30 protein-coding genes are annotated in these 23,374 nt (G+C 69.3%); 24 read left to right on the top strand and 6 right to left on the bottom strand.

All coding sequences use genetic code 11. The features are described 5' to 3' along the window. Positions 1-360 precede the first annotated feature (360 nt). Both AB0C73_RS26745 and AB0C73_RS26740 read right to left on the bottom strand, forming a co-directional pair. The gene (locus AB0C73_RS26745) at positions 361-708 is read right to left on the bottom strand and encodes a hypothetical protein (protein WP_362534899.1); all 348 of its coding nucleotides are present in this window, start codon (positions 706-708) and stop codon (positions 361-363) included. Between the two features lie 121 nt (positions 709-829). Then, complete coding sequence (locus AB0C73_RS26740) at positions 830-1,072, bottom strand: hypothetical protein (protein WP_362534897.1); 243 nt, start codon at positions 1,070-1,072, stop codon at positions 830-832. A gap of 2,308 nt (positions 1,073-3,380) precedes the next feature. Between AB0C73_RS26740 and AB0C73_RS26735 the strand changes: the two genes are divergently transcribed. The 22 genes from AB0C73_RS26735 (at position 3,381) to AB0C73_RS26630 (ending at position 15,331) form a co-directional block, all read left to right on the top strand. Continuing rightward, on the top strand, positions 3,381-3,725 hold the full coding sequence (locus tag AB0C73_RS26735) for a hypothetical protein (protein WP_362534895.1): 345 nt from the start codon (positions 3,381-3,383) through the stop codon (positions 3,723-3,725). 33 nt (positions 3,726-3,758) lie between these two features. Further along, positions 3,759-4,106 (top strand): hypothetical protein, encoded by a 348-nt coding sequence (locus AB0C73_RS26730; RefSeq protein ID WP_362534893.1) that lies wholly within the window; start codon positions 3,759-3,761, stop codon positions 4,104-4,106. A 111-nt stretch (positions 4,107-4,217) separates the two neighbouring features. After that, positions 4,218-4,607 carry a hypothetical protein gene (locus tag AB0C73_RS26725; protein ID WP_362534891.1) on the top strand — a complete coding sequence of 130 codons (390 nt, stop codon included), beginning with the start codon at positions 4,218-4,220 and terminating at the stop codon, positions 4,605-4,607. A gap of 111 nt (positions 4,608-4,718) precedes the next feature. Then, positions 4,719-5,237 carry a hypothetical protein gene (locus AB0C73_RS26720; RefSeq protein ID WP_362534888.1) on the top strand — a complete coding sequence of 173 codons (519 nt, stop codon included), beginning with the start codon at positions 4,719-4,721 and terminating at the stop codon, positions 5,235-5,237. Between the two features lie 118 nt (positions 5,238-5,355). Next, positions 5,356-6,147: a hypothetical protein gene (locus tag AB0C73_RS26715; protein ID WP_362534887.1), complete on the top strand. Its 792-nt coding sequence runs from the start codon at positions 5,356-5,358 to the stop codon at positions 6,145-6,147. 101 nt (positions 6,148-6,248) lie between these two features. Continuing rightward, complete coding sequence (locus AB0C73_RS26710; RefSeq protein ID WP_362534884.1) at positions 6,249-6,596, top strand: hypothetical protein; 348 nt, start codon at positions 6,249-6,251, stop codon at positions 6,594-6,596. Continuing rightward, positions 6,596-6,853: a hypothetical protein gene (locus AB0C73_RS26705; RefSeq protein ID WP_362534881.1), complete on the top strand. Its 258-nt coding sequence runs from the start codon at positions 6,596-6,598 to the stop codon at positions 6,851-6,853. The genes AB0C73_RS26710 and AB0C73_RS26705 overlap by 1 nt, the downstream gene beginning before the upstream one ends. Before the next feature lie 28 nt (positions 6,854-6,881). Next, complete coding sequence (locus AB0C73_RS26700; RefSeq protein WP_362534878.1) at positions 6,882-7,268, top strand: GNAT family N-acetyltransferase; 387 nt, start codon at positions 6,882-6,884, stop codon at positions 7,266-7,268. Next, positions 7,265-7,687 (top strand): hypothetical protein, encoded by a 423-nt coding sequence (locus tag AB0C73_RS26695; protein WP_362534875.1) that lies wholly within the window; start codon positions 7,265-7,267, stop codon positions 7,685-7,687. The genes AB0C73_RS26700 and AB0C73_RS26695 overlap by 4 nt, the downstream gene beginning before the upstream one ends. Positions 7,688-7,818: 131 nt before the next feature. Next, a complete protein-coding gene (locus AB0C73_RS26690; protein ID WP_362534873.1) occupies positions 7,819-8,388 on the top strand; it encodes a hypothetical protein in 570 nt (189 codons plus the stop codon). Positions 8,389-8,474: 86 nt separating this feature from the next. Beyond that, positions 8,475-8,687: a hypothetical protein gene (locus AB0C73_RS26685; protein ID WP_362534871.1), complete on the top strand. Its 213-nt coding sequence runs from the start codon at positions 8,475-8,477 to the stop codon at positions 8,685-8,687. Next, entirely contained in the window at positions 8,684-8,968 is a 285-nt protein-coding gene (locus AB0C73_RS26680) for a hypothetical protein (protein WP_362534868.1), read from the top strand. Before AB0C73_RS26685 ends, AB0C73_RS26680 begins: the two co-directional genes overlap by 4 nt. Beyond that, positions 8,965-9,402, top strand: a complete 438-nt coding sequence (locus AB0C73_RS26675) for a hypothetical protein (protein WP_362534866.1) — start codon at positions 8,965-8,967, stop codon at positions 9,400-9,402. The genes AB0C73_RS26680 and AB0C73_RS26675 overlap by 4 nt, the downstream gene beginning before the upstream one ends. Positions 9,403-9,522: 120 nt before the next feature. Then, complete coding sequence (locus AB0C73_RS26670; RefSeq protein ID WP_362534864.1) at positions 9,523-9,996, top strand: HNH endonuclease; 474 nt, start codon at positions 9,523-9,525, stop codon at positions 9,994-9,996. Further along, positions 9,993-10,262, top strand: coding sequence for a hypothetical protein (locus AB0C73_RS26665; protein WP_362534861.1), 270 nt, complete (start codon positions 9,993-9,995; stop codon positions 10,260-10,262). Before AB0C73_RS26670 ends, AB0C73_RS26665 begins: the two co-directional genes overlap by 4 nt. Continuing rightward, positions 10,259-10,852: a hypothetical protein gene (locus AB0C73_RS26660; RefSeq protein ID WP_362534858.1), complete on the top strand. Its 594-nt coding sequence runs from the start codon at positions 10,259-10,261 to the stop codon at positions 10,850-10,852. Before AB0C73_RS26665 ends, AB0C73_RS26660 begins: the two co-directional genes overlap by 4 nt. A gap of 15 nt (positions 10,853-10,867) precedes the next feature. Further along, positions 10,868-11,329 (top strand): hypothetical protein, encoded by a 462-nt coding sequence (locus AB0C73_RS26655; protein WP_362534855.1) that lies wholly within the window; start codon positions 10,868-10,870, stop codon positions 11,327-11,329. A gap of 94 nt (positions 11,330-11,423) precedes the next feature. Further along, on the top strand, positions 11,424-11,666 hold the full coding sequence (locus AB0C73_RS26650) for a hypothetical protein (protein ID WP_362534852.1): 243 nt from the start codon (positions 11,424-11,426) through the stop codon (positions 11,664-11,666). 77 nt (positions 11,667-11,743) lie between these two features. After that, positions 11,744-12,118, top strand: coding sequence for a hypothetical protein (locus AB0C73_RS26645; protein WP_362534849.1), 375 nt, complete (start codon positions 11,744-11,746; stop codon positions 12,116-12,118). Between the two features lie 11 nt (positions 12,119-12,129). After that, on the top strand, positions 12,130-12,366 hold the full coding sequence (locus tag AB0C73_RS26640; protein WP_362534847.1) for a hypothetical protein: 237 nt from the start codon (positions 12,130-12,132) through the stop codon (positions 12,364-12,366). Between the two features lie 275 nt (positions 12,367-12,641). Next, on the top strand, positions 12,642-14,609 hold the full coding sequence (locus AB0C73_RS26635; RefSeq protein ID WP_362534844.1) for a recombinase family protein: 1,968 nt from the start codon (positions 12,642-12,644) through the stop codon (positions 14,607-14,609). Beyond that, a complete protein-coding gene (locus AB0C73_RS26630; protein ID WP_362534842.1) occupies positions 14,606-15,331 on the top strand; it encodes an ABC transporter permease in 726 nt (241 codons plus the stop codon). Before AB0C73_RS26635 ends, AB0C73_RS26630 begins: the two co-directional genes overlap by 4 nt. Before the next feature lie 36 nt (positions 15,332-15,367). Here AB0C73_RS26630 and AB0C73_RS26625 read toward each other — a convergent pair whose 3' ends face one another. From AB0C73_RS26625 to AB0C73_RS26610, 4 genes are all read right to left on the bottom strand, one after another. After that, positions 15,368-17,710, bottom strand: a complete 2,343-nt coding sequence (locus AB0C73_RS26625) for a protein kinase (protein WP_362534839.1) — start codon at positions 17,708-17,710, stop codon at positions 15,368-15,370. A gap of 36 nt (positions 17,711-17,746) precedes the next feature. Continuing rightward, positions 17,747-20,263, bottom strand: a complete 2,517-nt coding sequence (locus AB0C73_RS26620; RefSeq protein WP_362534836.1) for a PQQ-binding-like beta-propeller repeat protein — start codon at positions 20,261-20,263, stop codon at positions 17,747-17,749. 114 nt (positions 20,264-20,377) lie between these two features. After that, positions 20,378-20,875 carry a transcription elongation factor GreA gene (greA, locus tag AB0C73_RS26615; RefSeq protein ID WP_362534833.1) on the bottom strand — a complete coding sequence of 166 codons (498 nt, stop codon included), beginning with the start codon at positions 20,873-20,875 and terminating at the stop codon, positions 20,378-20,380. A 213-nt stretch (positions 20,876-21,088) separates the two neighbouring features. Further along, positions 21,089-21,490 carry a DUF4307 domain-containing protein gene (locus AB0C73_RS26610; protein ID WP_362534831.1) on the bottom strand — a complete coding sequence of 134 codons (402 nt, stop codon included), beginning with the start codon at positions 21,488-21,490 and terminating at the stop codon, positions 21,089-21,091. 98 nt (positions 21,491-21,588) lie between these two features. On the opposite strand from AB0C73_RS26610, the gene mca reads away from it, so the two are divergent. After that, positions 21,589-22,470: a mycothiol conjugate amidase Mca gene (mca, locus tag AB0C73_RS26605; RefSeq protein WP_362534829.1), complete on the top strand. Its 882-nt coding sequence runs from the start codon at positions 21,589-21,591 to the stop codon at positions 22,468-22,470. 1 nt (position 22,471) lies between these two features. Then, entirely contained in the window at positions 22,472-22,708 is a 237-nt protein-coding gene (locus AB0C73_RS26600) for a hypothetical protein (protein ID WP_362534826.1), read from the top strand. The last annotated feature ends 666 nt before the right edge of the window (positions 22,709-23,374 follow it).

The following is a 23,374-nucleotide window of genomic DNA, read 5'->3' as shown; positions in this document are numbered from 1 at the left end:
GGATAGACTCAAGTCGCCCAAAAAATCCTGTGGTTCATGAAGAGGGTGCGGCGCTGATCAAGGCGATACCGGACGCGCGCCCCTGTTTAGGGGGCCGGGGGCGGATGTCTCGGTGCCTTCGCCGAACACCTCTCTGAAAGGAGCTACATGGAGCTGGCGGGTTGGGTGACTGTGGGAACGGCTGCGGTCGTTGGGGGCTTCACTGTTGTGGGGCACCTCTTCGACCAGGTTCCCGCCCTCTCCCAGAAGATGATCACCGCGATCCGGTCTGTTCGCGCAGTGCGCGACGAAGTCAAGGCCAGTCGAGAGTGATCACGAGCCCCGCTGGCGAGAGCCCCGACTCTCCAGCGGGGCTCACTGCTAGAGCCCGAGATCCTTCTTGTAGTCGGCGATGGCCAGGACCGCGGCCGGCGTCTCTTCCGGCTCGGGTTCCTGAAGTTCGATGCGCACGCGGCGCCTATCTCCCTCGGCAACCAGGAGTCGCTCGAAGGCGGAGTAGATCGTCTGGAGCATCTGCCCCGATCTCTTGCCCGACTTCTTGTAGTGGGAGAGGTCTTCGCACAGTGAGTACGCGAAGGCCCAGTCGGAGTTTTGGTAGAAGTCCGCCTGCCCGGAGGACTTCAGCGAGTCCCACAGCCGGCGCGCGATCGGGTGCCAGTCGCGATCCGCGTTCGGGATCTTGACCGGCTTCATCTCGCCCCTGGTCACCGACTGCTGATCGGCGCCCTTACGCGACCGGGGGCGCGCGAGGTCTTCTTCACGGTTTGGAACGGGGCCACGAGCGCCCACCGGCCACCTCCTTTCAGGGCAGGATGCCGAGGGCGTCCCGTCACACCAGGCCGCCCGTCAGGAAGTGCACGGATAGCCAGGCCATGAACGCGAGCAGCGCGAAGCGGCGCAGCCGGACCCAGCCGGTCGGTTGACCCGCGGCCTTCGCGATCCGGGCCGTCCCGAACCACTTCCATACGTGTTCAGAGAGGGTGTCGCCCTCGGTCTTGTTGAAGAGGGCCCTGCCCTCGATCGCACAGAAGGCCGCGAGCCATCCGACCCACAGCCAGGACCAGATGGTCACGCGGTAGTTCCTTCCGATGAAGTCGAGCCCCTCGGGGTAACGAGCCGAGGGGCGAGGCACCGCGCCAGGGGAGAGGAGGCCCTGGGGTGCCGGCTGGCGCTCAACGAGCAGGGGGAGGAACTCGGAGCTGCCAGGTCTTACAGGAGGCCCGGGTGAGCCTCGTCGCGTCGGAACCGCTTGCTGATCTGCCGGCGCTTGCGGGCGCTGGCCTCGGCTCCTTCGCGTGATGATTTCCGCTGGTGATGCCATCCGCAGAGCGATCGAAGGTTGGCTTCTCGATGATCGTCACCAGCGATGATGTGGTCCACGTCGGTGGCCAGCTCGTCGCACCGCACGCCGTACTGATCACGCGCTGTGCAGCGATGCCCGTCCCGCCGAAGGACTCGGCTCCTGATCCGTTCCCAGTCTGCTGGGAGCCGGCTCCGCCGGTCTGAGTCACGCCACTGAGGCACGATCACCTCCTGGCCGTGGAAGCTGATCCCCTCGACGACGTCCTGCCTGAAGAGGCAGCTGCTCAAGGCTGTCGACCCGAGGGGAAGTCTGTAGAAGTACGTGGCTGCGTTCAGTGGGCGCTTCGCGCCCTGACTGGCAAGCCCGCACTACGTCAGTCGGAAGCGACTGGCGAGGCCCGACAGGGCCTCCAGCCTGCAAGCTCGTCTCGCCGTCTAACGTCTTACATATATAGGGATGCAAACGATCTTGGCCCGTTTGCGGGCCACTCCCCGTGACGCCTGTCACACTTACACACTGGCCAGTCAGAAGACTGCGCCGCCTCGCGGCGGCGGTCCCGAGCTGGACTCGACGGCGGTGAGGTAGCGAAGCGGCGAAGCCGCGGAGCGCCCTACCGGGCGCACCGAGCGGTGCCGGCTCACCAGGCCGGGGCGGCGTAGCCGCCCATGTAGTGCTGGCCGACTGACGGATGGGCGCCGCTTCGGCGGCGCACCGATGGGCCCACTGTGTGCAGCGCTCCGCGGCGCTCCGACGGTGGCTCTGGCCTGCAACGATGCGCTCCGGGGCGATGCGGCCGGCGCCCCTGATCGACTCTGAAACCGTGGCGCGATCTTGGCTGCTATCACGAGGCGATCGGGAGCCGCACGCCGAAGGGGTCATGCCCCCACCCCCTGCCCGCGCCCTCGGCCTCTGCTACTCTCGCGCGCCCGTCACGCACGCCGCGCCGCGCAGTCAGGGCAGCCGCACGCGACCGCGTCACGGCCGATCGGACCGGGGCCGGGCCATCTACCTAGAGACCCCGCGAACGGGCGCGAGAGAGCCGCTCAGACCGCCGCTGACCTGCACGTTTGGCGCTCGGTGTGTTGGTGTGACAAACTCTGACCCGTCGCCAGGCAGTACGGCGACACGGAGACCCCCACTGGGAGCGCCCAGCGCAACGCACCACCCGCCGGGAACCGGTAGCGCGGATAACGTTGGTCTCACTTGCACACCCGGCCAGACTCGACTAGGGTCTAGCCAAGTCCCCAGGGATGACCGGGGCGGCCACGCAGAGAGAGCGTGAGTCGACCGGACCCAATGGGGACTAACCCAAAGTCAGAGTGTGATAGTCTGACGAAAGCGCAAGGCCCCCAGGGTCAGCGCACACGAGCACTGCATGTCGCTCACCCCGGCCCCCGCAAGGGATGTCGCAGCCGCAAGGTGTGGGGCGAGTAAGAGGATTCGGTCATAGGCCAAGGAAGTGCGGCGAGCGCCGTGGGGAGGGCACCCTTCCCTAGCTCAAAGTGCCAGTCGCCCCCACCATGGGGCGGTGAGCGTTCCGTGATCACCTGTAGAGGTACAGCCTCCGAGAGTGGGACCGGCCCGTAGGGGTCGGAGCTAGCCCACCGTTGCACGACCTGGCTCCCTGCCCCCTTGTGGGGTGGGCGAGACCTAGGGCGGGTGTCCGCCGTGGGTTGCCGGTAGTCGTGCGTCGACCGTGAGTGCCGGGGCTTCGACCGCCTGCCGGACGGGATGGGGAACCTGCCCAGACCGACCGCCGGAAAGCGGGCCAGAGAGAGACTGGCCCTGCCGGATAAGGGGAGGGTCGGAGCCCGCCAGTCCACGCCGTGAGCAGCCAGTATTGAACGCTCCGGGAGGCGACTGGTGAACCTCGCCCAGTAAGACCCGCAGCGCCCCGGCCCGCATGGGCCGGGGCGGGAATCGAGAGGATTCCATGCAGCCCCCGGTCTGCCCGTAAGGGTGTGGCCCGCGCGTCATGGCGTGAGGGGGCACCAGGTCCCGGCCGATCGGCGGTTGACCTAACCCTAGATGTGATAGAGAGACAAGGGTCTTTCGTCGCCGCGACCGAAGGAGGATCGTGCCCGTATCGCTCGACAAGGCCACGGACTACCTGTGCCTGGCCGATGTTGCTCGCGAAGTTGGAGTCACCCGTGCCTGCGTCACGAACTGGCACAAGCGCCATCAGGACTTCCCTGAGGTCCAGTCGCTTGGCGGCATGGCGTACGTCAAGCGGGGCGAGCTGTACGCCTGGCTGAACAAGGGCGACCGGTGGTCGCGCATCCGCCTTAACCAGGAACGTGAGGCCGTTGAGCCGCGCAAGCCGCGCGTTCGCCGCGACGCCGGCGAGCTTCGGCGACTCATCGCGGACCACGAGGCCGCCTTGGTGCGCCTGCACCGTGAACTGCGCCGCTCGCTCGGCTGACATGTGATAGACGTACAACGAAAGAGGGAGATCATGCGTAACCCGTTCGTGCCCCACCCGGTGCCCAGGATCGAGCACCGATACGAGCTCCGCTTCTACTTCTTCGGCGAGGGCGAGCCCTCCATCACGGAGCTGGGTGCCCGCCGGTCGGTCGCCGCCCGCGCCATCCGTGCCATCCGCCAGGAACGGGAGAAGGGCCACGACGTGCGCCTGGAGGTCAAGCACAAAGCCTCCTATGTCGAGAACGACGAGACCCTGTGCTTCGGCTGCATCGCCCGCCCCACCACCTGGGAGTGGGACTGCGACGGGCGGTATCGCACGGTCACGTGCGACTCCGATCAGTGCGACTGGTGGTCCTCGGTTGAGGCCCGCAAGAAGTAGGCGTCGACCATGGTCGGCAGGGCGTGAGTAGCCACATCCCTGGTGCAAGTCCGGGGCGCCCGCTCAGCAGATCCATGTGTGATAAACAAACATCGCATCGGAGGACCCCCAGTGATCCGACACGCCACCGCCAGCCGCTACAAGTTCGCCCTTCGATCGGCCCGCGCTCTTTCCGGCCGCATTGCCGACGCCACCTCGAAGCCGGAAGAGATGCCGGACGACGCGCGGTACTTCCTGTCCGCCGACAGTCAGGCCGGCTTCGGGGTCACCGCTGACGGCACCCTCATCGGACTGTTCTCCCTCGTTAAGGGCAGAGGTGCGCCCCTCGTCCAGGCCGCCATCGATCACGGCGCCCACCTGCTCGACTGCTTCGACGGCTTCCTGCCGACGTACTACCGCGGCTTCGGCTTCGTCGAGACCGAGCGCGTCCCCAACTGGACGCCCGGCCAGCCCGACGTCGTCTTCATGGCCCTGCCCGTCCCCGCGCAGGCCGCTGCATGACTCACCGGCTCCGCCGGTAAGGGAGAGCGGCACACCCCGGGCGTTCGAGTCCCCGGCTCCCGCTGCCTCTGCACACACCGAGTGTGATAGAGAGACCGAAAGGAATGAGTGATGACCGTGTCCTTCGACAAGGCCGCCGTCCCCACCGCCCAGAGCGTTGCGGCCCTGGAGATCGAATTCCAGAAGACCCGCGATGCCTTGGAGCTGATGACCCACGAACGGGACACCGCACTTCGCCAGATCGGCCAGCGCGACGCCGCAATCTCCAACCTGCGCGAGAAGGTCGAGCGCGAAGGCGGCGAAGCGTACGCCGCTCGCAGCAAGTTCGCCCAGCTCCGCACCGAGGCCCGTGCCCTCCTGGTCAAGCTGATCGACGAGCACGGCCTGACCGAGCATCGCGAGGCCATCTCCGAGCAGGCCGAGGCCATCGGGTTGGACCCCCTGAGCATCAGCTACAAGGGCACGCTCACCGTGCGCTTCAACTTCGAGGGCCTCCAGAAGGAGGACGGCTCCGACTTCACGGAGGACGACGCCCGGTACTGGCTTGAGGCCAGCCTCAGCGCTCGGGGGGACTTCGAACTCCGCGATTACGACGCCGACTTCGGCGACATCGAGCTTGAGCTGGAGTAACCCAGCGACCTCCAGGGGGAGCGGCCCACACCGAGCGTTCGAGTCCTCGGCCCCCACCAGGACGGCAGGCATCGCCTCCAATCCTTCAACCCCACCTCACCCACTCGAAGGGACACCCATGCCCTCCCTCGACCGCGACACCCTGACGGAGATTGCCGAGCACGCCCTGACCCGCCCGGCCGACGCCTACTTCTGGGATGACCGGCTGTTCACCACCCACGGCGCGGTCCTGCACTGGGCCGAGCGGAGCGACGACCTCCTGGAGGAGTCCAACTACCTCTCCGCCCTGGACCGCATCCGTGCGGCTGCCAACGCTGGCCGGCCGGACGCGGAGGTCTCGGACGAGCACGTCATCGACGGGTCGTCCCGGCACTTCGCCTTCGGCTCCCTGCGCACCATCTATGTCCAGGTCTACGAGGGTGGATGCCCGGCCGACTGCGAGGGACCCGGCCGGTTCGAGCACGAAGACCACTGCACCCAGAACGAGAACGATCGGTACTGCGCGATGTGGTGCCGCGTCGAGTGCGACGGCGAATGCAACGGTCCCCGCACCTTCACCCCGGCGTTCGTCGAGGCCGCCGAGATCATCAGCGGACTCCAGGATTACCCCTTCGTCGACGAGTCGGACCACTCCGAGCGCGAGTACGAGCGGTTCCAGTCCAACGTGAACGAGGCCCTCTCGGACGCCCAGCGGGAGTACGACTACGACTCCGAGCAGCAGACCGCCGACATCGGCCAGCGTGCGTACGAGGAGCTGGGCGAGCTGTACGGCCAGCTTGCGGACGGCGCAGTCGACTCGGACAAGGTCGCCGACTTCTACCGCGAAGCGCGAGACGCCTACTTCAGCGAGCTGGCGAACGAGCACCTGAACGCGCCCATCGAGGGCCAGCTTGCGCTCCTCGCAGCCTGACACTCCCACCCCCAGGGCGAGCGGCACACACCGGGAGTTCGAGTCCCCGGCGCCCACCATCGCGGACGCCTGTCCCGCGAGCAGCACCCCAAGGAGAGACCGTGTCCATCTCTACCAGCCTGCTGGTCGAAGCCTTCCGCCCGCTCGCCGGCGTCTTCGGCGACGGCATGACCGCCGATAGCGTCGGCTCGAAGTTCACCTGCTCCGAGGCGAACGACATCGCCCTCGCCCTGCATGTGTCCGGCCACGAGGAGGCCGCCGTGACCTGGCTCCTGGGCCACGCCGAGGGTGAGGACTGGGATGACCTGCACGCCCACGAGTACGACGAGACCCAGGGCGACCGCGACCGCGACCAGCCCCGCCTGTTCGACGAGGACGAGATCCGCGACTACCTGCGCGACCTGGCTGCGGACTACCTGGACGCCCTCCGCGTCATGGCGGCCTCCTGATGACCGGCACCGCCACCGTCAGGCTGCACATCGAGAACCGGTACGAGTCCGGCATGGAGATCGTCACCACTCCGACCGTGACCGTCCCGATCCCGGTCCCCGCGGAGGGCACCGAGGCCCGCGAAGAGTGGGACTACGACCACATCTTCCCCCACACCGGCACCGGCTGGACGGAGGGTGACTCCTGGTACGACGTCGAGATCGTCGAGTCCACCGCCCCCGAACTGCGCGGCATGACCTTCGAGTTCGGCTACTGAGCGAACCCTCACACGCAGGAGCCCAATCATGCTCAAACCTGGCTACACCAGCCTTGACCCCGACTGGCTCGCCCCACTACGCGAGCGCGTCGCAACCGAAGCGCCCGAGGTCGACTTCTTCGTCCACGTGGACAGCGCGAACCACTTGTCGCTGGAGAAGATCATCGTGCCACGAGAGAAGCGCAACCAGGGGATCGGCTCGCGGGTCATGACCCTCCTCATCACCGAGGCCGACCTTCGAGGGGTGACCATGTCCCTCTCCCCGACCCGTGAATTCGGCGCCACCAGCCTCGACCGCCTGCGCCGGTTCTACCGCCGGTTCGGCTTCTCGATGAACGGCGGGCGCATCAAGGACTACACCACGAGGCAGGCCATGCTCCGTCTTCCTGCCGGACCGGAGGGGACTGACCGATGACCGTCGTGCTGACAGACCGCATCGCCGAGGCCGTAACTGACGAGAACGTGCAGGGCATCATCGACGTTGCCGCGTACGGAGGGATCACTTACTGGGCGATCGAACCAACGGCCGCGGAGCGGGCCGGCCTGCCCTCCGACAAGCAGTACGTCATCGTCGAGGGCGAGGAGGATCAAGTCTTCGGAGGAAGCCGCGAGGTCGAGGCCGTCCACTACCTGAGCCGAGCCCAGATACGGGTCGCATACGCCAAGCTCCTGGACCTGAACCAGGAGTACGTGAACCGCGAGTACCACGGCTACATCATCCAGTCCTGGATCGATCGGGAAGAGCTGCACGGGATCGACGTCGCGCACATCGACGCCGGGGCCGCTGACATCATCGTGCAGGTCGCGATCTTCGACGAAGTTCGCTACGGCTGAGTGTGATAGACAGACCAGTGTGTTAGGTTGGCAACACCAGCCCAGGGAGACCGGCAGACGCCGGGGTTCGAGTCCCCGGCTCCCGCCATCGCGGACAGTCCGCGAGCAGTGGCCCGAAGGGCGCAAGCACGATGAAGATCGAGCGCGAGGCGTACGAGTACGAGGTCGAGGGCGGCACGCTGTACGTCACCATCGAGATGGCGAAGCGCAAGACCGAGATCGACTGGAAGAACGACGAACGGCAGACGATCGAGACGTTGATCCCTCGCGTCCGGATCAGCTCCGACCCCGAGTTCAAGAGCGAGGTCGAGCACGGCTTCCTGAAGGTCCGGGGCCGGAAGTACACCACGGAGTACACCTACGACCGCCTGCCTGACGGGCAGGGGCATCTCGACCGGCACGGGCTGACGATGAACTGGTCGACCGACGTCGCCAGCTACGCCCGAGGTCGCCGCAACGACAAGGGCAAGCAGCTTGACTACGAGACGGCGACCTACGGCGTGCTCGCCAAGCTGGAAGTCGCGACGCTCAAGAGGTTCGAGGCCGAACACCCCGACTGGAAGACCGAGAGCATCCGTCTCCGCTTCGAGTGGGAGCGCGACTCGCACGACGTCAAGGCGAAGCAGCTCCAGGAGCGCGCCGAAAAGGAACAGGCCGAGGCATCGCGCTGGCAGAAGCGCATCGACGAGCTGGCTGCCTGACCTGAACGACTGACGGGAGCGGGGCCGAGGTGAGATCGGCCCCCCTCCCTACCTCCAACGATACGAGAGGGCCCGAGATGGGACGCATGAAGGACATCGCGATCGACCTGATGAGCTACGAGCTGGACGAGTTGGACGACCACGAGACGCTCGACCTGTTCGCCACCCTGATCCGCAGCGGCATGGCGTGGACCCTCCAGGGTTCCTACGGCAGGACCGCGGACCGTCTGATCGAGGCCGAGCTGATCACCAAGGACGGCGAGGTCATCCCCGAGGAGCTGGAGGAGCTGGTCGCATGACCGCCCCGAAGCAGCTCGCCTCACGGGTCGACGCCAACCTGGCCCGAGCCCTCCAGATCCTCGCCCCGACCGGCCTGACCCCAAGCGAGATCGTGAAGCGGGCGGTCACCCAGTTCGCCGAGGTCTACATGACCGCCGTCAACAACGGGGTCGCCAAGCCCAACGAGATCCCGATGCTCATCGCCTACCAGTACCGGCTCCCGCCCCTTCCGCAGCCGCCCCGAACCGGCGCCCTCCGCCTCCCCTCGCTCGGCCTGAACTCCAAGGAGAAGCAGTCATGAAGCTGTCCACCGCCGCCATCACCGTCATCGCCGTCGTCTCGGCCCTCGTCGGGGGAGTGGGAGTAGGCGTCGCCCAGGAGACCAGCCAGCCCGAGCCCGCCGGTCAGTCCGAGATCCTCGTCGCCACCGTCACCACCCCGCAGCTCCCGACCCGGCCGTGCCCGGAGGAGGACACCGACTCGAACAACTGCTTCTGGGACGCGGCCCGGCGCGGGAACGGCGAGGGTCACTCGTACTGGGTGGACGCCGAAGGGAAGGTGACCTACCTCGACCAGAAGTTGAACGTCGAGGCCGAGCGGGCCGCCTGGGCTCAGGAGAGGCAGAAGGCCGGCCGGGAGGACTGGGGCACCGTCTTCGGGCACCGGCTGTGCTGGGCGAAGGTCGGAGACACGTCGTACATCGAGTGCTTCGACGGATTCCGCGAGACTTCCTGAGATCCAGGTGTGATAGAGCGACAAGCTCAGGGTGACCGGCAGACACCAGGCGTTCGAGTCCCTGGCACCCGCTCCCCGAACCATCCCACGAGCGAGAGGGCCACGTCCGTGAAGTGCTACGTGACCAGCAGTGCAGGCGTGCAGTGCAAGAACGACGCCCGCCACAGTGACGGGCTGTGCATGGCCCACCGAACTCGCATGGCCCGATGGGGCCATGTCGGCAAGGACATCCCGATCCGCGAGTACGTCCGCACCGCCGAGATAGCCGCCGCCCCGAAGTACCTGAAGGGTGAGAGTGACGAGGAGAAGTTTGCCAGCGCCGTGACCTGGTCCGGTGGCCACCAGCTCTGGACCGGCGGCGTCTGCAAGGCGACCGGCCTCGGCCAGCTCAGCTACAACGGCTACAACCAGACCGCCGGCCGGGTCGCATGGCTCATCGCATTCGGCCCCCTGCCCAAGGGCACGCGAGTTTCCCCAACCTGTGGAGAGCGGCTGTGCGTTCGCATCTCCCACCTTCAGGTGACGTACGCGAACGGCGAGCACTACATCAACCTGACCCCGGTCGAGCTGGAAGAGCTGGCGGGTGCCGCGTGAACGGCTGGAGGTACGTGAACGGCGAGCCGCACTGGCGGTCCGACATCGAGACCGCGATGGCCAAGATCACCAGCGGACTGTACGGCCAGGAATACGAGGACCGGCGCCAGGAGCTTGACGAACTGGTCGATGCCGTCCGCCGAGAGTGGGCCGCGAAGCTCCGCACCCACGAGATCCCTGACGTGACGGGCCGGAACTTCTACGTCCCCCTCGGGGTGACGTACGCCGCCGATCTGCTCGACCCAGACCAGGAGGACCCGAAGTGACACACGCACTGCTCGTAGGGCTGGCCGGCTACGCCCGGTCCGGCAAGGACGCGGCGGCACAGGTGCTCGTCGAGGGAGGCTGGAGGCGCGACGCCTTCGCCGACCGCCTGAAGGCGTTCCTGTACCGCCAGAACCCGCTCGTCCCCACCCACACCGGAGTCCCGCCGGTCCGCCTGGTCAACCTGATCGCTGCGTACGGCTGGGACGGAGCGAAGGACAGGTTCCCCGAGGTTCGGCGCCTGCTGCACGCCACGGGTACCGACGCCGGCCGCGTGACGTTCGGCGAGGACATCTGGGTCGAGGCCCTGTTCAACGACTACGAGCCCGAGCGCGAGGCCCTGGTCGTGAGCGACGTCCGCTTCCCCAACGAGGCACGAGCCGTCCAGTCCCGCGGAGGCGTAGTCATCTGGATCGACCGGCCCGGCGTCAGCCCGGCCAGGGATGCGCGCGGCGTGACTTACGCCTCCGAAGTGGCCCTGAAGAACTGGAAGTTCGACGCAGTCCTCCGCAACGACGGAGACCTCGACGACCTGCGTGACCGCCTGCTCGGCGTGACCGTCCTTGCCGGCCACTTCTCCTCTGCCGCCTGATGTGAGTGTGATAGAGTGACAGCCATCAAGCGGATCGCAGAACTCGACGCGCTGCCCGATGGCACGGTCGTCGTCGGCCTCGATCCCCAGGCCACCGTCGTGCACAAGCGGGCCGGCCACTGGATCGATCTCTGCAAACCCTCCGGCACCACCTGGAACGTTCGTACCTACGTCATGGCCCGCCGCTACGGAGTGCGGGCAGTCGCCGAATCCGAGAGGACCACCGAAGTGGGCACCACCGAGACCACCCTCAGCGTCACTGACCAGCTCCGCGCCCTCATCGACCACTATCAGGGCCGCGAGGACGCGCGGACCAGGTCGATCCAGTCCTTCCTCAACGAGGACGGCGACCTCGACGAGGGCAAGTACACCTGGAGCGAGTACGACCAGGCGACCGATGACTCCTCGCACGCTGCCCGCGATGACCTGGGGAACCTTCTCGGGGAGCTGGCCGGCCTTCTGCCGGACCAGGTGTGATAGAGAGACTGATGTAGCAGTGAAGGCAACGATGAGCAGGGACGGCCGACTTCGCTTCGACCTGCGAGTGACGCATCGGGTTGGGCTTGGAGAAATGGCCACCGCACTGGCCGCCGCCTACCGGTATCACGACGTTCAGGACGACGGGCCGCTGGGCGACCTGGGCAAGGCCAAGATGCTGGCGGCCGTCAGGCGGACGCTCGCCGAGCGAGGCTCCGACTACCTCGAAGGGTGGTCCGACGATCTCAGCCCGGCCGATACCGAGCTGTGGTGGGACTGGGCGGAGGCGCAGGTGCTCCGTCACTTCCCCGAGCTGAGCGAGGAGGCCAGCCACTGAGGATCACCCCCCGAAAGCACGAGATCCAGGCGCTCGTCGACATCCTGACGGACCCGGGATTCGAGAAGCCCGAGGACATGGCCAAGGCCGTGCTGAAGGAGTCCGCTTCGATCCTCCAGATGCGAGACCTCTTCGTCCTTACCCACCGATGGAACGACGGGAGTAAGGGCCTGAACTACGGGCCCTTCGGCTCCACCGCCGAGGCTGAAGCCTTCGCCAAGAAGATGAGCTTCGGCGGCGCGGGCCGGGCCATCCCCCTGACCTCCTCGGGGATCGCCCTCGCCAACCACGACGGCAAGGTCGGCTGGCCCGGCTACTGCTACGACCCGAGCTGTGGCCATCCGCCCTTCACCCACTCCGCGGCCGGCGCCGGCCGCGGAAAGTGCCAACTCGGTGAGTGCGACTGCCAGAAGTTCGTGAAGGACCCGCCTAAGACCAAGAGCAAGAAGTAAGGAGCACCACCGTGACGTACAGGACAGTCGACTTCCGGGCCTGCGAGTGCGGCGTGAAGCGCGCCTTCGCCTCCCGCCACGACGCCGAGAAGGCGATGGGCAGGGCTCAGGCCAAGCGCACCCGCAAGGCTGACGTCCGAGGTACCCGGCGCGGCCTGAAGGTCGAGGGTCGTACGTACCAGTGCGAGCACGGTGCATGGCACCTGACGAGCATGTCCCGCAAGCAGTACGAGGAGATCGCGGCGTGAGGATTCCTTTCTCCGAACCGAATGTGATAGTGAGACCGCGAGTTCGGCTCCCCCCATGTCGCCTGCGCGAGGCTCGGCCGGGTGACTCCGTGAGCCAGACCGTTACGTCGAGCTGGCGGCGAGTGACCTGGACGGATGCAGAGAAGGCGCGCCTCGCCCGTCTGCTAGTGGGACAGGTGAAAAAGACAGACGAAACGGCGTAGAGTCCGTTTTACACACAGCGAAGACCCCCGGGCTGGTGCTCGGGGGTCTCTTTATCACATGGGGAGAGTGTCATGGGGGCGCGAGTTCTTCCGCGCAAGCAGATCGGCAAGCAGGTCATCCGCATAGCCATCTACCTGCGCGTTTCCACTGCGCAGCAGCTCGAAGGCTACGGCCTGAAGGTGCAGGAGGATCAGTGCCGCGCCTGGATCGCCTACGCGATGCGCGGCCTCAATCACGTCATCGTGGATGTGTACATAGACGGCGGAGTCTCGGGCAAGCTCGCCAGCCGCGACGAGCTGGACCGCATGACCGCTGACGCGATGGCCGGCCGCCTCGACATGATTGTGTTCGGCAAGCTCGACCGCATCGGCCGCACGATGAAGAACATCCACCGCTGGGTCTACGACGTCACCGACAAGGGCGTCCGCGTCGCCACCGCCGACGGCCGGATCGACTCCGACGACGACATGTTCGGCATCCAGCTCTCCCTCCTCGCGTACATGGCCGAGGTCGAGCACGCGCTGATCCTGGAGCGCACGATGGGCGGCCGAATGCAGAAGGTCGCGGTCGGCGGCTGGCCCCTTGGCGAACCCCCCTTCGGCATCATGCTCGACAACGACGGCAACCCCGTCCTCAACCCCGCCGAGGTCAAGCAGTTCGAGGACGCCGCCAAGATCTTCATCGACGCCCCCGAGATCCCCAGCCGCGAGGATGGGGCCCGCTCCATGAACGCGCTGAACCACCGCAGCCGCCAGGGCAAGGAGTGGACCGGCGGCAACCTCGCCGGACGCCTGCGCGCCGGACTGAAGGGCTACGTCGACTTCACCTTCGCCGGTACGAACGAGGACGGCGAGCCCATCGAGACCTCGTACCGCGTAGAGATCCCCAAGCCCCTGCCTGACGACCGGGCCGCCGAGCTGCTCGCCATCCTGGACGCGGGATCTCGCCCCAAAAGTAGGCCCGCCAGTAAGTACCTGCTCTCGAACCGCCTCTTCTCCCTGTGTGGCACGCACCGCACTGGCGCGACGACCCCCGGCACCGACGATCGGTACTACCGGTGCATGGGCACGCGCGAGGGCGTCCAGGATCACGACTGCTGGGAGCTGCCGGCCGACGAGGTAGACGCGGCGGTCTGGGGTGAGGTCAAGAGCCTCATGGCCGACAAGGACAAGCTCCACGCCCTGATCGAGGGTTGGCTGGGCACCGTCCCCGAGCGCGCTAGCTCCTACCGCCGCCGCCTGGTCGAGCTGGATACCGAGGTCGAGAAGAAGAAGGCTTCCCGCAGGCGCAAGATCGCCCTGCTCCTGGCATCTGTCGATGACGACGAGGACGGCGACGACGCGACCCTCGTCGAGGAACTGAGGGCCGAGCTGAACGCGAAGATCGATGAGCTGATCGAGGAGCGCGACCGGGTGTCTGACTGGCTGACGGAGGCCGAGGCGCAGGAGGGACGGGCCGCACACCTGATGTCCCTGGTCGAGAAGGTCGACGGGAACATGGACGACTTCACCCTGGACCAGAAGCAGGACGTGCTCGACCTGCTGAGGGTAGAGGTTCAGATCACCGACAAGGGACGGCCTCGCCACAAGGGCCTGGTCGACCCGATCACTGAGTGGCACCGCGAGACCGGCACCCCGATCCCGGCGACCGTGACAGATGAGATGTGGGCCAAGGTCAGGGACATCCTGTCCTCCAATCGCCAGTGGAAGGACGTACGCGGCGGCTTCGAGGTGATGCTGGACAAGCTGCGCACTGGGCGGGCCTGGAACAGTTACAGCGGGGACGAGCGGATCGGCGGACGCACCTACGCGACGCTGTATCGGCGCGTGCACGCCTGGTTCGGCTCGGGTGAGTACGAGAAGGCACTGGAGGCCCTGTCGCCCTTCCTGGGGGTGCCTGTGCCGCCCCTGTACGTGCTCCCGTCGATGCACGTGACTGGCGCAGTGGACGACAGCGTGACGAGCCGGGCGGCCGGCGAACGAAAGCACTCCGTGAGCTGCAACGAGAGTGAAACGGCGGAAGCGTCTTCCCGGAGATGATCATCTTCGGGATGATCCAGCCGGTCATGTTCGTCGTGCTGTTCAGCTATGTCTTCGGAGGCTCGATGCAGATCGGCACCTCCACCTCGCCACAGGTCTACCGCGAGTTCCTGATGGCCGGCATCTTCGCCCAGACCGTCACCTTCGCCACGGCCGGCGCGGGCGCGGGCATCGCCGACGACATGCACAAGGGCCTCATCGACCGCTTCCGCTCCCTGCCGATGGCCCGCGGCGCGGTCCTCACCGGCCGCACCCTCGCCGACCTGGTGCAGACGGCCCTGACCGTCGTGGTCCTGGTGATCGTCGCCCTCCTCGTCGGCTGGCGGATCCACGAGGGCATCCCCAAGGCGCTCCTCGCCTTCGCCCTGCTGCTCCTCCTCGGCTACGCGTTCTCCTGGATCGGCGCCCTCATCGGCCTCTCGGTCCGCACGCCGGAGGCGGCCACGTCCGGCGGTCTGATCTGGCTCTTCCCGGTCACGTTCATCTCGAACGCGTTCGTGGACTCCAGCCACCTGCCGTCCTGGCTGCAGCCCATCGCCGAATGGAACCCCTTCAGCGCCACCGTCCAGGCCTGCCGCGAACTCTTCGGCAACCCCGGCGTCTCCACCTCCGGCGCCTGGCCGATGCAGCACTCGGTCCTGGCGTCACTGCTCTGGTCGGTCCTGATCATCGTGGTGTTCCGGACGCTGTCGGTGCGGAAGTACCGGTCGGCGACGGTGTGACGGGCGACTGCCCCGGCCCGCGCCTGTGGACGCGGGTCAGGGCAGATAGCCGGAGACGACCACCTCGCCGTAGGGCAGGAACACCGTCCCGCCGCTGACCAGTGCCTCGGTGGAGGTCAGGAGCTTCTCTTCGGCGCCCTTCGGAAGGACGGCCTCGAAGGTCTCGAGGTCCGTGTGGTCACGCACCGGACCGGAGGCGGGGAAGGAGTACGCCCATTTCCCGCCGACCGCCACGGCCACGTCACCGGCGAAGTAGACCCGGGTCAGTTCGGGGTGGGAGGGGAGTATGTCCGCGCGAACCAGTTCCTTCCCGCTCTCCAGGTCGTAGGTGGCCACGGTGTGGCCGGTCTCGCCGCCGGTCACGGCGACGATGCCGTCCGCGCTCACCACGGGTTCGCCGGTGAACGAGGGACCCGTGCGGAGGGTGCGCTTCAGCCGCAGGGTCCGGGCGTCCAGCACCAGGACGCCGTCGTTCCCCGGCGCCCGGCAGAGCACCGACTCCTTGTGCACCACCACGGCGGGGCACTCGGCCCCTGCTGCCCCGCGAGCCGTCTCCTCGCCCGTCACGGCATCCAGCGCCACCGGGACCCCGCCCCTGAGCGGGACGTACACCCTCCCCTCACCGGCGACCAACTGCTCCGGGATGCCCTTGAGTTCATGGCGCCACAGTTCCTTGCCGCCGCCCTTGCCGTCGACGCGTGCCGCGGTGACGAGCGCCTTCTGCCCGTCGGTGACGTCGAGATAGGCGGAGTAGAGGACGCCGTCGCGCAGCTCGGAGCCCTTCCCCGCCCAGTCGGGCCCGGGCGCGGGGATCTTCCCCCGCTCCTTGCCGTCCTCGACCCCGTATGCCGTCACCCCGTTCCGGCCCGTGAGGTACACCGTGTCGCCGACGACGGCCGGATAGGCGGGCGACGAGAGCGCCTCAAGCTCATCGAGCGACACATCCCGCGGCGGCGGCACCGACCACAGCTTCTTGCCGTCCGAGGCCCGCAGGCCCAGGGCCTGGCCCCCGCCCCCGGCGCACACGAGCACCTTGGGGGCGAGGGCGCACGCGTCGATCCTGGTCCTGGCCCGGTAGGTCCACGGCGACCAGCCTGCCGGGCGGTACGCCCGGTCCGTCGCCGCCTTCCCGAAGTCGCCGGTGTGGCCCTCGCCGCCGTACGGCAGGACGACCTGGCTCAGCGTCTGCGGCGCGCCGGGACCGGACGCGGACGAGGACGGGGACGCGGACGCGGATCCCGTGGGCCCCTGCGCCGTCGCACTTCCCTGCCCGCCCTGCCGGTCGAGGACGACCACACCCACCGTCGCCACGACCGCCACCGCGACCGCCGCGGCCACGATCCGCCCCCACGGGCGGCGCCGCGGCCCGGGCGCCGAGGGCTCGGCCGGCCGAAAGCCCGCCGCCGTGGGGGAGTAGGGCACCACCGGCCCCAGCGTCGGCAGATCCGCCACGCCCGCCCCCGACGCGGCCGCCTCCCCGGCCTTCCGCGCCGCGTCCCCGTACTCGGCGAGCAGCGACAACACCCCGCCCGGCCACGGAAAGACGCCCGAAGCGTCCCCGCCGCCAAGGAGCTCCACCAGCTCCGCCGCCGACGGTCGCTCCGCCGGGTCGAGCCGCAGACAGCGCTCGACGACCGGACGCAACTCCTCCGGCACACCCGTCAGTTCGGCCTCGGCCCGGCTGATCCGGTAGATCACCGCCGCCATCTCGTCGTCCTGGAACGGCCCTTGCCCGCTCGCCGCGAACGCGAGCACCGCGCCCAGACAGAACACGTCCGACGCGGGCACGACCGCCCGGCTGCCGATCAGATGCTCCGGAGACATGAAGCCGGGTGAGCCGACGACCAGCCCCGTCGAGGTCAGCGCCGTCGCCTCGAAGGCCTGCGCGATGCCGAAGTCGATCAGCTTCGGCCCGGCGGCCCCGAGCAGCACGTTCGCCGGCTTCAGGTCCCGGTGCAGAACCTGCGCCCCGTGCACCGCGTCAAGCGCCCGCGCGAGCGCCGCGCCCAGGGCCCGTACCGCCGCGAGCGGCAGCGCCCCGGCCCGTACGACCGCCTCGGCGAGGGACGGGCCCGGCACGTACTCGGTCGCCAGCCACGGCGACGGCGCGTCGGCGTCCGCGTCGACGAGCTGCGCCGCGTACGGGCTGCGGACCGCCCGCGCCGCCGTGATCTCGCGCCGGAAGCGGGTCCGGAAGTCCTCGTCGGGCGCCAGCTCCTCCCGCACGGTCTTGACCGCGACCATGCGGTACGGATCGGCCGTCGGCGCGTCCACCCGGCAGGCCAGATGGACCTCGCCCATGCCGCCCGCGCCGAGCCGGGCGAGCAGCCGGTAGGGGCCGACGAGCCGCGGCGGCCCGGCGGGCAGTGCTTCCAGCACGAAGGAGTCCTCTCAGTACGTCACTGCGTCACTGCGTCAGTTGGGCAGCTCTACGGAGGCCACGACGCCCTTGTCGTAGACGAGGTAGGCGATCCCGCCGACCGGCAGTACCTCGGGCTCCCGCATCATCCGCTCGTAGACGATCCCGCCGATGCTCATGTCGCGGCTGTCCTCCTCGGCCCGCGGGCCCGGCGCGCCCGGGACCGGAGTCGCCTTCACCCCGCCCGGCTTCCCGTCCGGGCCGAGCCGCACGGTGTAGAGGGCGGAGTAGTCCGCGTACACGACCTGGTCGCCGGCGAGCAGCGGCGCCGACCACCTCTGCGCGAGGCCGGACGGCGTCGCCTTCGAGGAGTACGAGGCGAGCTCGCGCCCATCCTCCGGGTCGTCGACCTTCAGCGTGCCGTCCGAGCCGCCGGTGCGGATCCCGGACTGATCGGTGGTCCACTTCACCTCGAAGGAGACCGCCGCCTTCGGAGTGATCACGTCGGGCGCGAGCTTGCCGACCGGGACGGGCAGACCGCCCTTCGAGGCGAGCGTGGCCGCGTCCAGGAGCCGCAGCTCCGGCCGCACGCCGATCTTCCGCGGAACGGTCACGCAGTAGGCCGCGGCACCGAGCACCTTCAGCGTCTCGCAGCCGCGCGCGTCCCGGTCGACCTGCCCGCGCAGGGCGCCGGTCCTCGCGTCGTACGCGGCGAGTCCGCCGGCGCTGAGCGCGTACACCGTGCCCTTCGCGTAGGCGACCGGTTCGAAGCCGCGCATGTCGACGTACGCGATCTCGGTGTTGGTGAGCTCCGTCGTCCACAGCGTGTGGCCGTCGGCGAGGTCGTACGCGGTCATGCCGGTCCGGCGACTGCTTTCGTCGCCGGGGGACCTGGTCGCCGCGAAGAGCATGCCGTCGGCGACGATCGGCCGTGAGGCGACGCCCTGGGTGCCCCGGATCCTGTCGTGGTTCTCCCAGCGGACCGCGCCGGTGCGCAGGTCACGCACCTGGAGCCGGTCCTCGCCGGTGAGCACGACGACGGAGTCGTGGACGGTGGGCCGGCCGGCCTTGTCGGTGATCCACGGGAGGCCGTGGTCGGTCATGTAACTCTTGCCGCCCGGCTTGTCGCCGTTGAGCCCCGCCTCCCACAGCGTCTTCCCGTTCGCCGGGTCCAGCGCCTCGTACCGCCCGTCCGTCGTCCGGCACACCAGCGCCTTCTCGTTCCCCGAGCAGCCGAACGCCGGCGCTGTCAGCTTCGCCTGCCACGGCTTCCAGCCGGCCGGGCGCTGGGCCGCGTTCTGCGGGACGACCCCGGAGGCGTCGGCCAGGCCGCGGTCGTCGACGCCGGGGATCCGGGGGCCGGAGGGGGCGGGCGGGGCGGCGGTGGGCCTGCGGGGGGTCTGGGGCTGGTCAGGCCAGAGCAGATACGCGCCGACGCCCGCGCCCAGCACCGCCAGGGCCGTCACCGCGGCGATCAGGCCGCGGCGGCGCCGCTTCGGCGGGGGAGCCGTCACGGGTGCCGTCACGGGTGCGGCCGTCGGGGCCTGTGTCGGTGCCGCGTGGAGGCCGGGCGCGGCGGCGGGGGCCGGCGCCGGAGGCAGTTCGAGCAGCGGGCCGCCCGCCGCGACGAGCTGGGCGAGCTCCTGCCCGTACGCGCCGATGTGCTCCCGTACGGCCTCCGGCCAGGCGGGCACGCGCCCGTCGGTGCCGCCCAGGAGCTCCACCAGGGCCTCCGGGGCCGGCCGGTCCGCCGGGTCGCGGGCCAGGCACGCGGCGACGACCCCGCGCAGCTCCTCCGGCACCCGCGTCAGGTCGGCCTCGGCCTGCGAGACGCGGTAGAGAACGGCGGCCACCGGGCCGTCGCCGAACGGGTCCTCGCCGGTCGCCGCGTGACAGAGCAGGGAACCGAGGCAGAAGACGTCGGAGGCGCCAGTCACGTGCCGGGCGCCGGCCACGTGCTCGGGCGACATGAAGGAGGGGGTGCCGACCATGAGGCCGGTCGCGGTCATGGTGGTCGCGCCGCTCGCCCGTGCGATGCCGAAGTCGATCAGGCGCGGGCCGTCGACGGCGAGCATGACGTTGCCGGGCTTGAGGTCGCGGTGCAGCACCCCGGCGGCGTGCAGGTCGGCGAGCGCGCGGGCGATCCGGGCGCCGAGCGCCCGCACCGTGGCGACGGGCAGCGGGCCGCCGCGCCGTACGGCCTGGGCGAGGCTGGGGCCGGGCACGTAGGCGGTCGCGAGCCAGGGCGGGTCGGCGTCGGCGTCCCCGCCGACGGGTGCGGCGGCGTACGCGCTCCGGACCAGACCGGCCACCTTGATCTCGCGGCGGAAGCGCTCGCGGAAGGCGGGCTCGCCGGCGACATCACGCCGTACGGTCTTCACGGCGACGTACGCGACGTCGGCGCCGCCCGAGGAGCCCGGGCCGTCCGCGGAGCCCGCGGTCCCGCCCCCGGTCCCGCCCCCGGCTTCACCCCGCGCCAGATACACCTCGCCCATGCCGCCTGCGCCGAGCGTGGCGAGCACCTCGTACGGTCCGATCCGCCGCGGCGATCCCGCGCGCAGTGGTCCCAGCATCCGCCCCATCCCCCCTTGTGCGACCGACACATGATCATTGCACGGGGGACCGACATGGGCATGGCGAAGGCCGGACCCCTTCACGGGATCCGGCCCTCTGCCCGGGTGCAGGGCTCAGCCGGTGTAGGGCTTGGCGCTGAGGATCTTCACCATGGCCTTCTTGCCGTTCGGCAGCTCGTACTCGGCGTCGTCGCCGGCGTTCTTGCCGTTGACGCCGAGGCCGAGCGGGGACTGCGGCGAGTAGGTCTCGATGTCGTCGCTCGCGTACTCGCGGGAGGCGAGCAGGAAGGTCATCGTGTCGTCCTCGTCGCCGTCGAAGGCGATGGTCACGACCATGCCGGGCCCGACGACGCCGTCCGCGGCCGAGGCCTCGCCGACCTGGGCGTTCTGCAGGAGCTGCGTGAGCTGGCGGACCCGGAGCTCCTGCTTGCCCTGCTCCTCCTTGGCCGCGTGGTACCCGCCGTTCTCCCGCAGGTCGCCCTCCTCGCGCGCCGCGGCGATCTTCGCGGCGATCTCGGTACGCGCGGGACCAGACAGGTACGCAAGCTCCTCCTTGAGCTTGTTGTACGCCTCCTGGGTGAGCCAGGTGACGTTGTCGCTGGTCTGGGTCACAGGTGCTCCTCGTAGGTACTGGGAATACAAAAGCTCGCCCTGAGCGGAAATGCCGCATGTCCAGCTTGCGCCTTCTTGGGCCTTCCGAGCGGGCGAAACCACGAGCCTAACAATGAGTGGCGAAAAGCGGGAGGACATAACCGCGGGCTTTACGTCACCCCAGGTCACCGAGGTGGCCTGCCGGGAGGTTCGTTCCCGGCTCCCTACCCACCGCTACGGGGCCGTACACCCGACGAGCTCGCCGGTGGTGGCCCGGGCGGTGGTGCGGATCGTGTAGACCTTGTCGATCCGGTCGGCGGCCTCGTCGACGCGGACGTCCTTGCGGCCGACCTCGGCGCCGTCCTCGGAGCGCGAGCGCAGGGTGCAGACGCCCTTGACGCCCGCGTCCTTGCGGATCTCCAGATGGACCTGGACCTCGGTGTCGCTCACCACGGCGAACCGGATCACCTCGGCGCTGATCTTGCTGCCGGCGACGTAGTGCCAGCCGAACCAGCCGACCACGGCGAGGAAGAGCGTTCCGACGACGACGGCGGCGATCCTGAGCTGGCGGTCGGCCCGTGCGTCCGCCGGGCGCCCGTAGCGCCCCTCGGGCAGCCGCTCTCGCACCGCGCCCATGATCGTTCCTCTCGCCGCCGGGGTAGCCGGAATTTTCCCTCCCCCGATTCCGTCACTATAGAGACCTCCCTAGGCGACGAATGACTGAGGACCGAGTCTTGACTGAGCAGCTGCGACTGATGGCCGTTCACGCCCACCCCGACGACGAGTCGAGCAAGGGCGCGGCCACGATGGCGAAGTACGTGTCCGAGGGGGTGGAGGTCCTTGTGGTGACCTGCACGGGCGGTGAGCGCGGCTCCATCCTCAACCCGAAGCTCCAGGGCGACCCCTACATCGAGGCGAACATCCACGAGGTGCGCCGCAAGGAGATGGACGAGGCCCGCGAGATCCTGGGCGTGAAGCAGGAGTGGCTGGGCTTCGTGGACTCGGGCCTGCCCGAGGGCGACCCGCTGCCCCCGCTGCCCGAGGGCTGCTTCGCCCTGGAGGACGTGGACGCGGCGGCGGGCGAGCTGGTCCGCAAGATCCGCGCGTTCCGTCCCCAGGTCATCACGACCTACGACGAGAACGGGGGGTATCCGCACCCCGACCACATCATGACCCACAAGATCACGATGGTGGCCTTCGAGGGCGCGACCGACACCGAGAAGTACTCCGAGGAGGAGTACGGCCCGGCGCACGAGCCGCGCAAGCTCTACTACAACCAGGGCTTCAACCGCCCGCGCACCGAGGCCCTGCACAAGGCCCTGCTCGACCGGGGTCTGGAGTCCCCGTACGAGGACTGGCTGAAGCGCTGGGACGAGTTCGAGCGCAAGGAGCGGACCCTGACCACCTTCGTGCCGTGCGCGGACTTCTTCGAGACCCGCGACAAGGCCCTGATCGCCCACCGCACCCAGATCGACCCCGACGGCGGCTGGTTCCGCGTCCCGATGGAGATCCAGAAGGAGGTCTGGCCGACCGAGGAGTACGAGCTCAGCAAGTCGCTCGTGGACACCTCCCTCCCCGAGAGCGACCTCTTCTCGGGCATCCGCGACAATGCCTAGCATGAGCGCACACCTGGCACTGACCGAGTTCGTCCCCGTCGCCGCGAAGGCACTGGACGAGAACAAGGTGACCCCCGGCGTCCTCGGCTTCATCGTCTTCGCCGTCCTGGCGCTGGGCGTCTGGTTCCTGATGAAGTCGATGACCCGCCACATGCACAAGGTCGACTTCACCGAGGCCCCGGACCCCGCGACGGCGGCGACGGCCGGCACGGCGCCCGAGGGCCCGGCGAAGAAGTAACGAACCGCACGCCCCAGGGCCCCGGCACCGCCGGGGCCCTGGGGGCGTTGCCCGGTCGGCCCGGTCGGCCCGGTCGGCCCGGTCGGCCCGGCAGGCCCGGCAGGCCCGGTCGGCCCGGTCGGCCCGGCCCGGCCCGGCCCGGGGCCTCTGGCCGGGCCGGGCCTGCTGACTCCCAGCCGGCGCCGGGCCGAGACGGGCCCTTGGCCCGCCGGGCCTGCCGGCCTTCGGCCGGGCCGGGCCCTGCTGACTTCCGGCCGCGCCGCGCCGGGCCGTGACGGGCCCTTGGCCCGCCAGGCCTGATCCGCCGGACCCTGGCTCTGCCAGGTCCCGGCTCTGCCTTGCCCGGGCTCCAGGCCGGCCGGGCCCGGCCCTGGCCCGCCGGGCCTGATGCCGGGTGCCTGGCGGGGGAAAGGCTGTCGCGGCTCCCACGATCCTCGCGGAGCTGCACGGGCTGCTGGCCTGGCCACGCCGGACCACGGCCCGGGGCCCGGCCCCGCCTCGCCCGGCGCCCCGGCCCCGCCGGGCCTGATCCGCTGCCCGCCGCCGGTCTGGGCCTGCCCCGGCACGCCGGGACCTCGGCTCTGCCGGGTCCTGGCTCTGCCCGGCCGGGCTCTGGGTCTGGCCCCCCCGCTGGGCCCCTGGCACGCCGGTCCTGGCGCTGCCCGC

Origin of the sequence: Streptomyces sp. NPDC048623, from assembly GCF_040650755.1 — a bacterium.
Taxonomy (GTDB): Bacteria; Actinomycetota; Actinomycetes; order Streptomycetales; family Streptomycetaceae; genus Streptomyces.
The sequence above is the reverse complement of the archived record's forward strand: the minus strand, read 5'-3'. Positions and strand labels throughout refer to the sequence as shown.

Excerpts from the sequence above, each read along its gene's own strand:
- AB0C73_RS26730 (WP_362534893.1), top strand. The coding sequence starts at position 3,759 with ATGCGTAACCCGTTCGTGCCCCACCCGGTGCCCAGGATCGAGCACCGA.
- AB0C73_RS26720 (WP_362534888.1), top strand. The coding sequence starts at position 4,719 with ATGACCGTGTCCTTCGACAAGGCCGCCGTCCCCACCGCCCAGAGCGTT.
- AB0C73_RS26715 (WP_362534887.1), top strand. The coding sequence starts at position 5,356 with ATGCCCTCCCTCGACCGCGACACCCTGACGGAGATTGCCGAGCACGCC.
- AB0C73_RS26705 (WP_362534881.1), top strand. The coding sequence starts at position 6,596 with ATGACCGGCACCGCCACCGTCAGGCTGCACATCGAGAACCGGTACGAG.
- AB0C73_RS26700 (WP_362534878.1), top strand. The coding sequence starts at position 6,882 with ATGCTCAAACCTGGCTACACCAGCCTTGACCCCGACTGGCTCGCCCCA.
- AB0C73_RS26695 (WP_362534875.1), top strand. The coding sequence starts at position 7,265 with ATGACCGTCGTGCTGACAGACCGCATCGCCGAGGCCGTAACTGACGAG.
- AB0C73_RS26690 (WP_362534873.1), top strand. The coding sequence starts at position 7,819 with ATGAAGATCGAGCGCGAGGCGTACGAGTACGAGGTCGAGGGCGGCACG.
- AB0C73_RS26685 (WP_362534871.1), top strand. The coding sequence starts at position 8,475 with ATGAAGGACATCGCGATCGACCTGATGAGCTACGAGCTGGACGAGTTG.
- AB0C73_RS26680 (WP_362534868.1), top strand. The coding sequence starts at position 8,684 with ATGACCGCCCCGAAGCAGCTCGCCTCACGGGTCGACGCCAACCTGGCC.
- AB0C73_RS26675 (WP_362534866.1), top strand. The coding sequence starts at position 8,965 with ATGAAGCTGTCCACCGCCGCCATCACCGTCATCGCCGTCGTCTCGGCC.
- AB0C73_RS26650 (WP_362534852.1), top strand. The coding sequence starts at position 11,424 with ATGGCCACCGCACTGGCCGCCGCCTACCGGTATCACGACGTTCAGGAC.
- AB0C73_RS26645 (WP_362534849.1), top strand. The coding sequence starts at position 11,744 with ATGGCCAAGGCCGTGCTGAAGGAGTCCGCTTCGATCCTCCAGATGCGA.
- AB0C73_RS26635 (WP_362534844.1), top strand. The coding sequence starts at position 12,642 with ATGGGGGCGCGAGTTCTTCCGCGCAAGCAGATCGGCAAGCAGGTCATC.
- AB0C73_RS26630 (WP_362534842.1), top strand. The coding sequence starts at position 14,606 with ATGATCATCTTCGGGATGATCCAGCCGGTCATGTTCGTCGTGCTGTTC.
- AB0C73_RS26620 (WP_362534836.1), bottom strand. The coding sequence starts at position 20,263 with ATGCTGGGACCACTGCGCGCGGGATCGCCGCGGCGGATCGGACCGTAC.
- AB0C73_RS26610 (WP_362534831.1), bottom strand. The coding sequence starts at position 21,490 with ATGGGCGCGGTGCGAGAGCGGCTGCCCGAGGGGCGCTACGGGCGCCCG.
- AB0C73_RS26600 (WP_362534826.1), top strand. The coding sequence starts at position 22,472 with ATGAGCGCACACCTGGCACTGACCGAGTTCGTCCCCGTCGCCGCGAAG.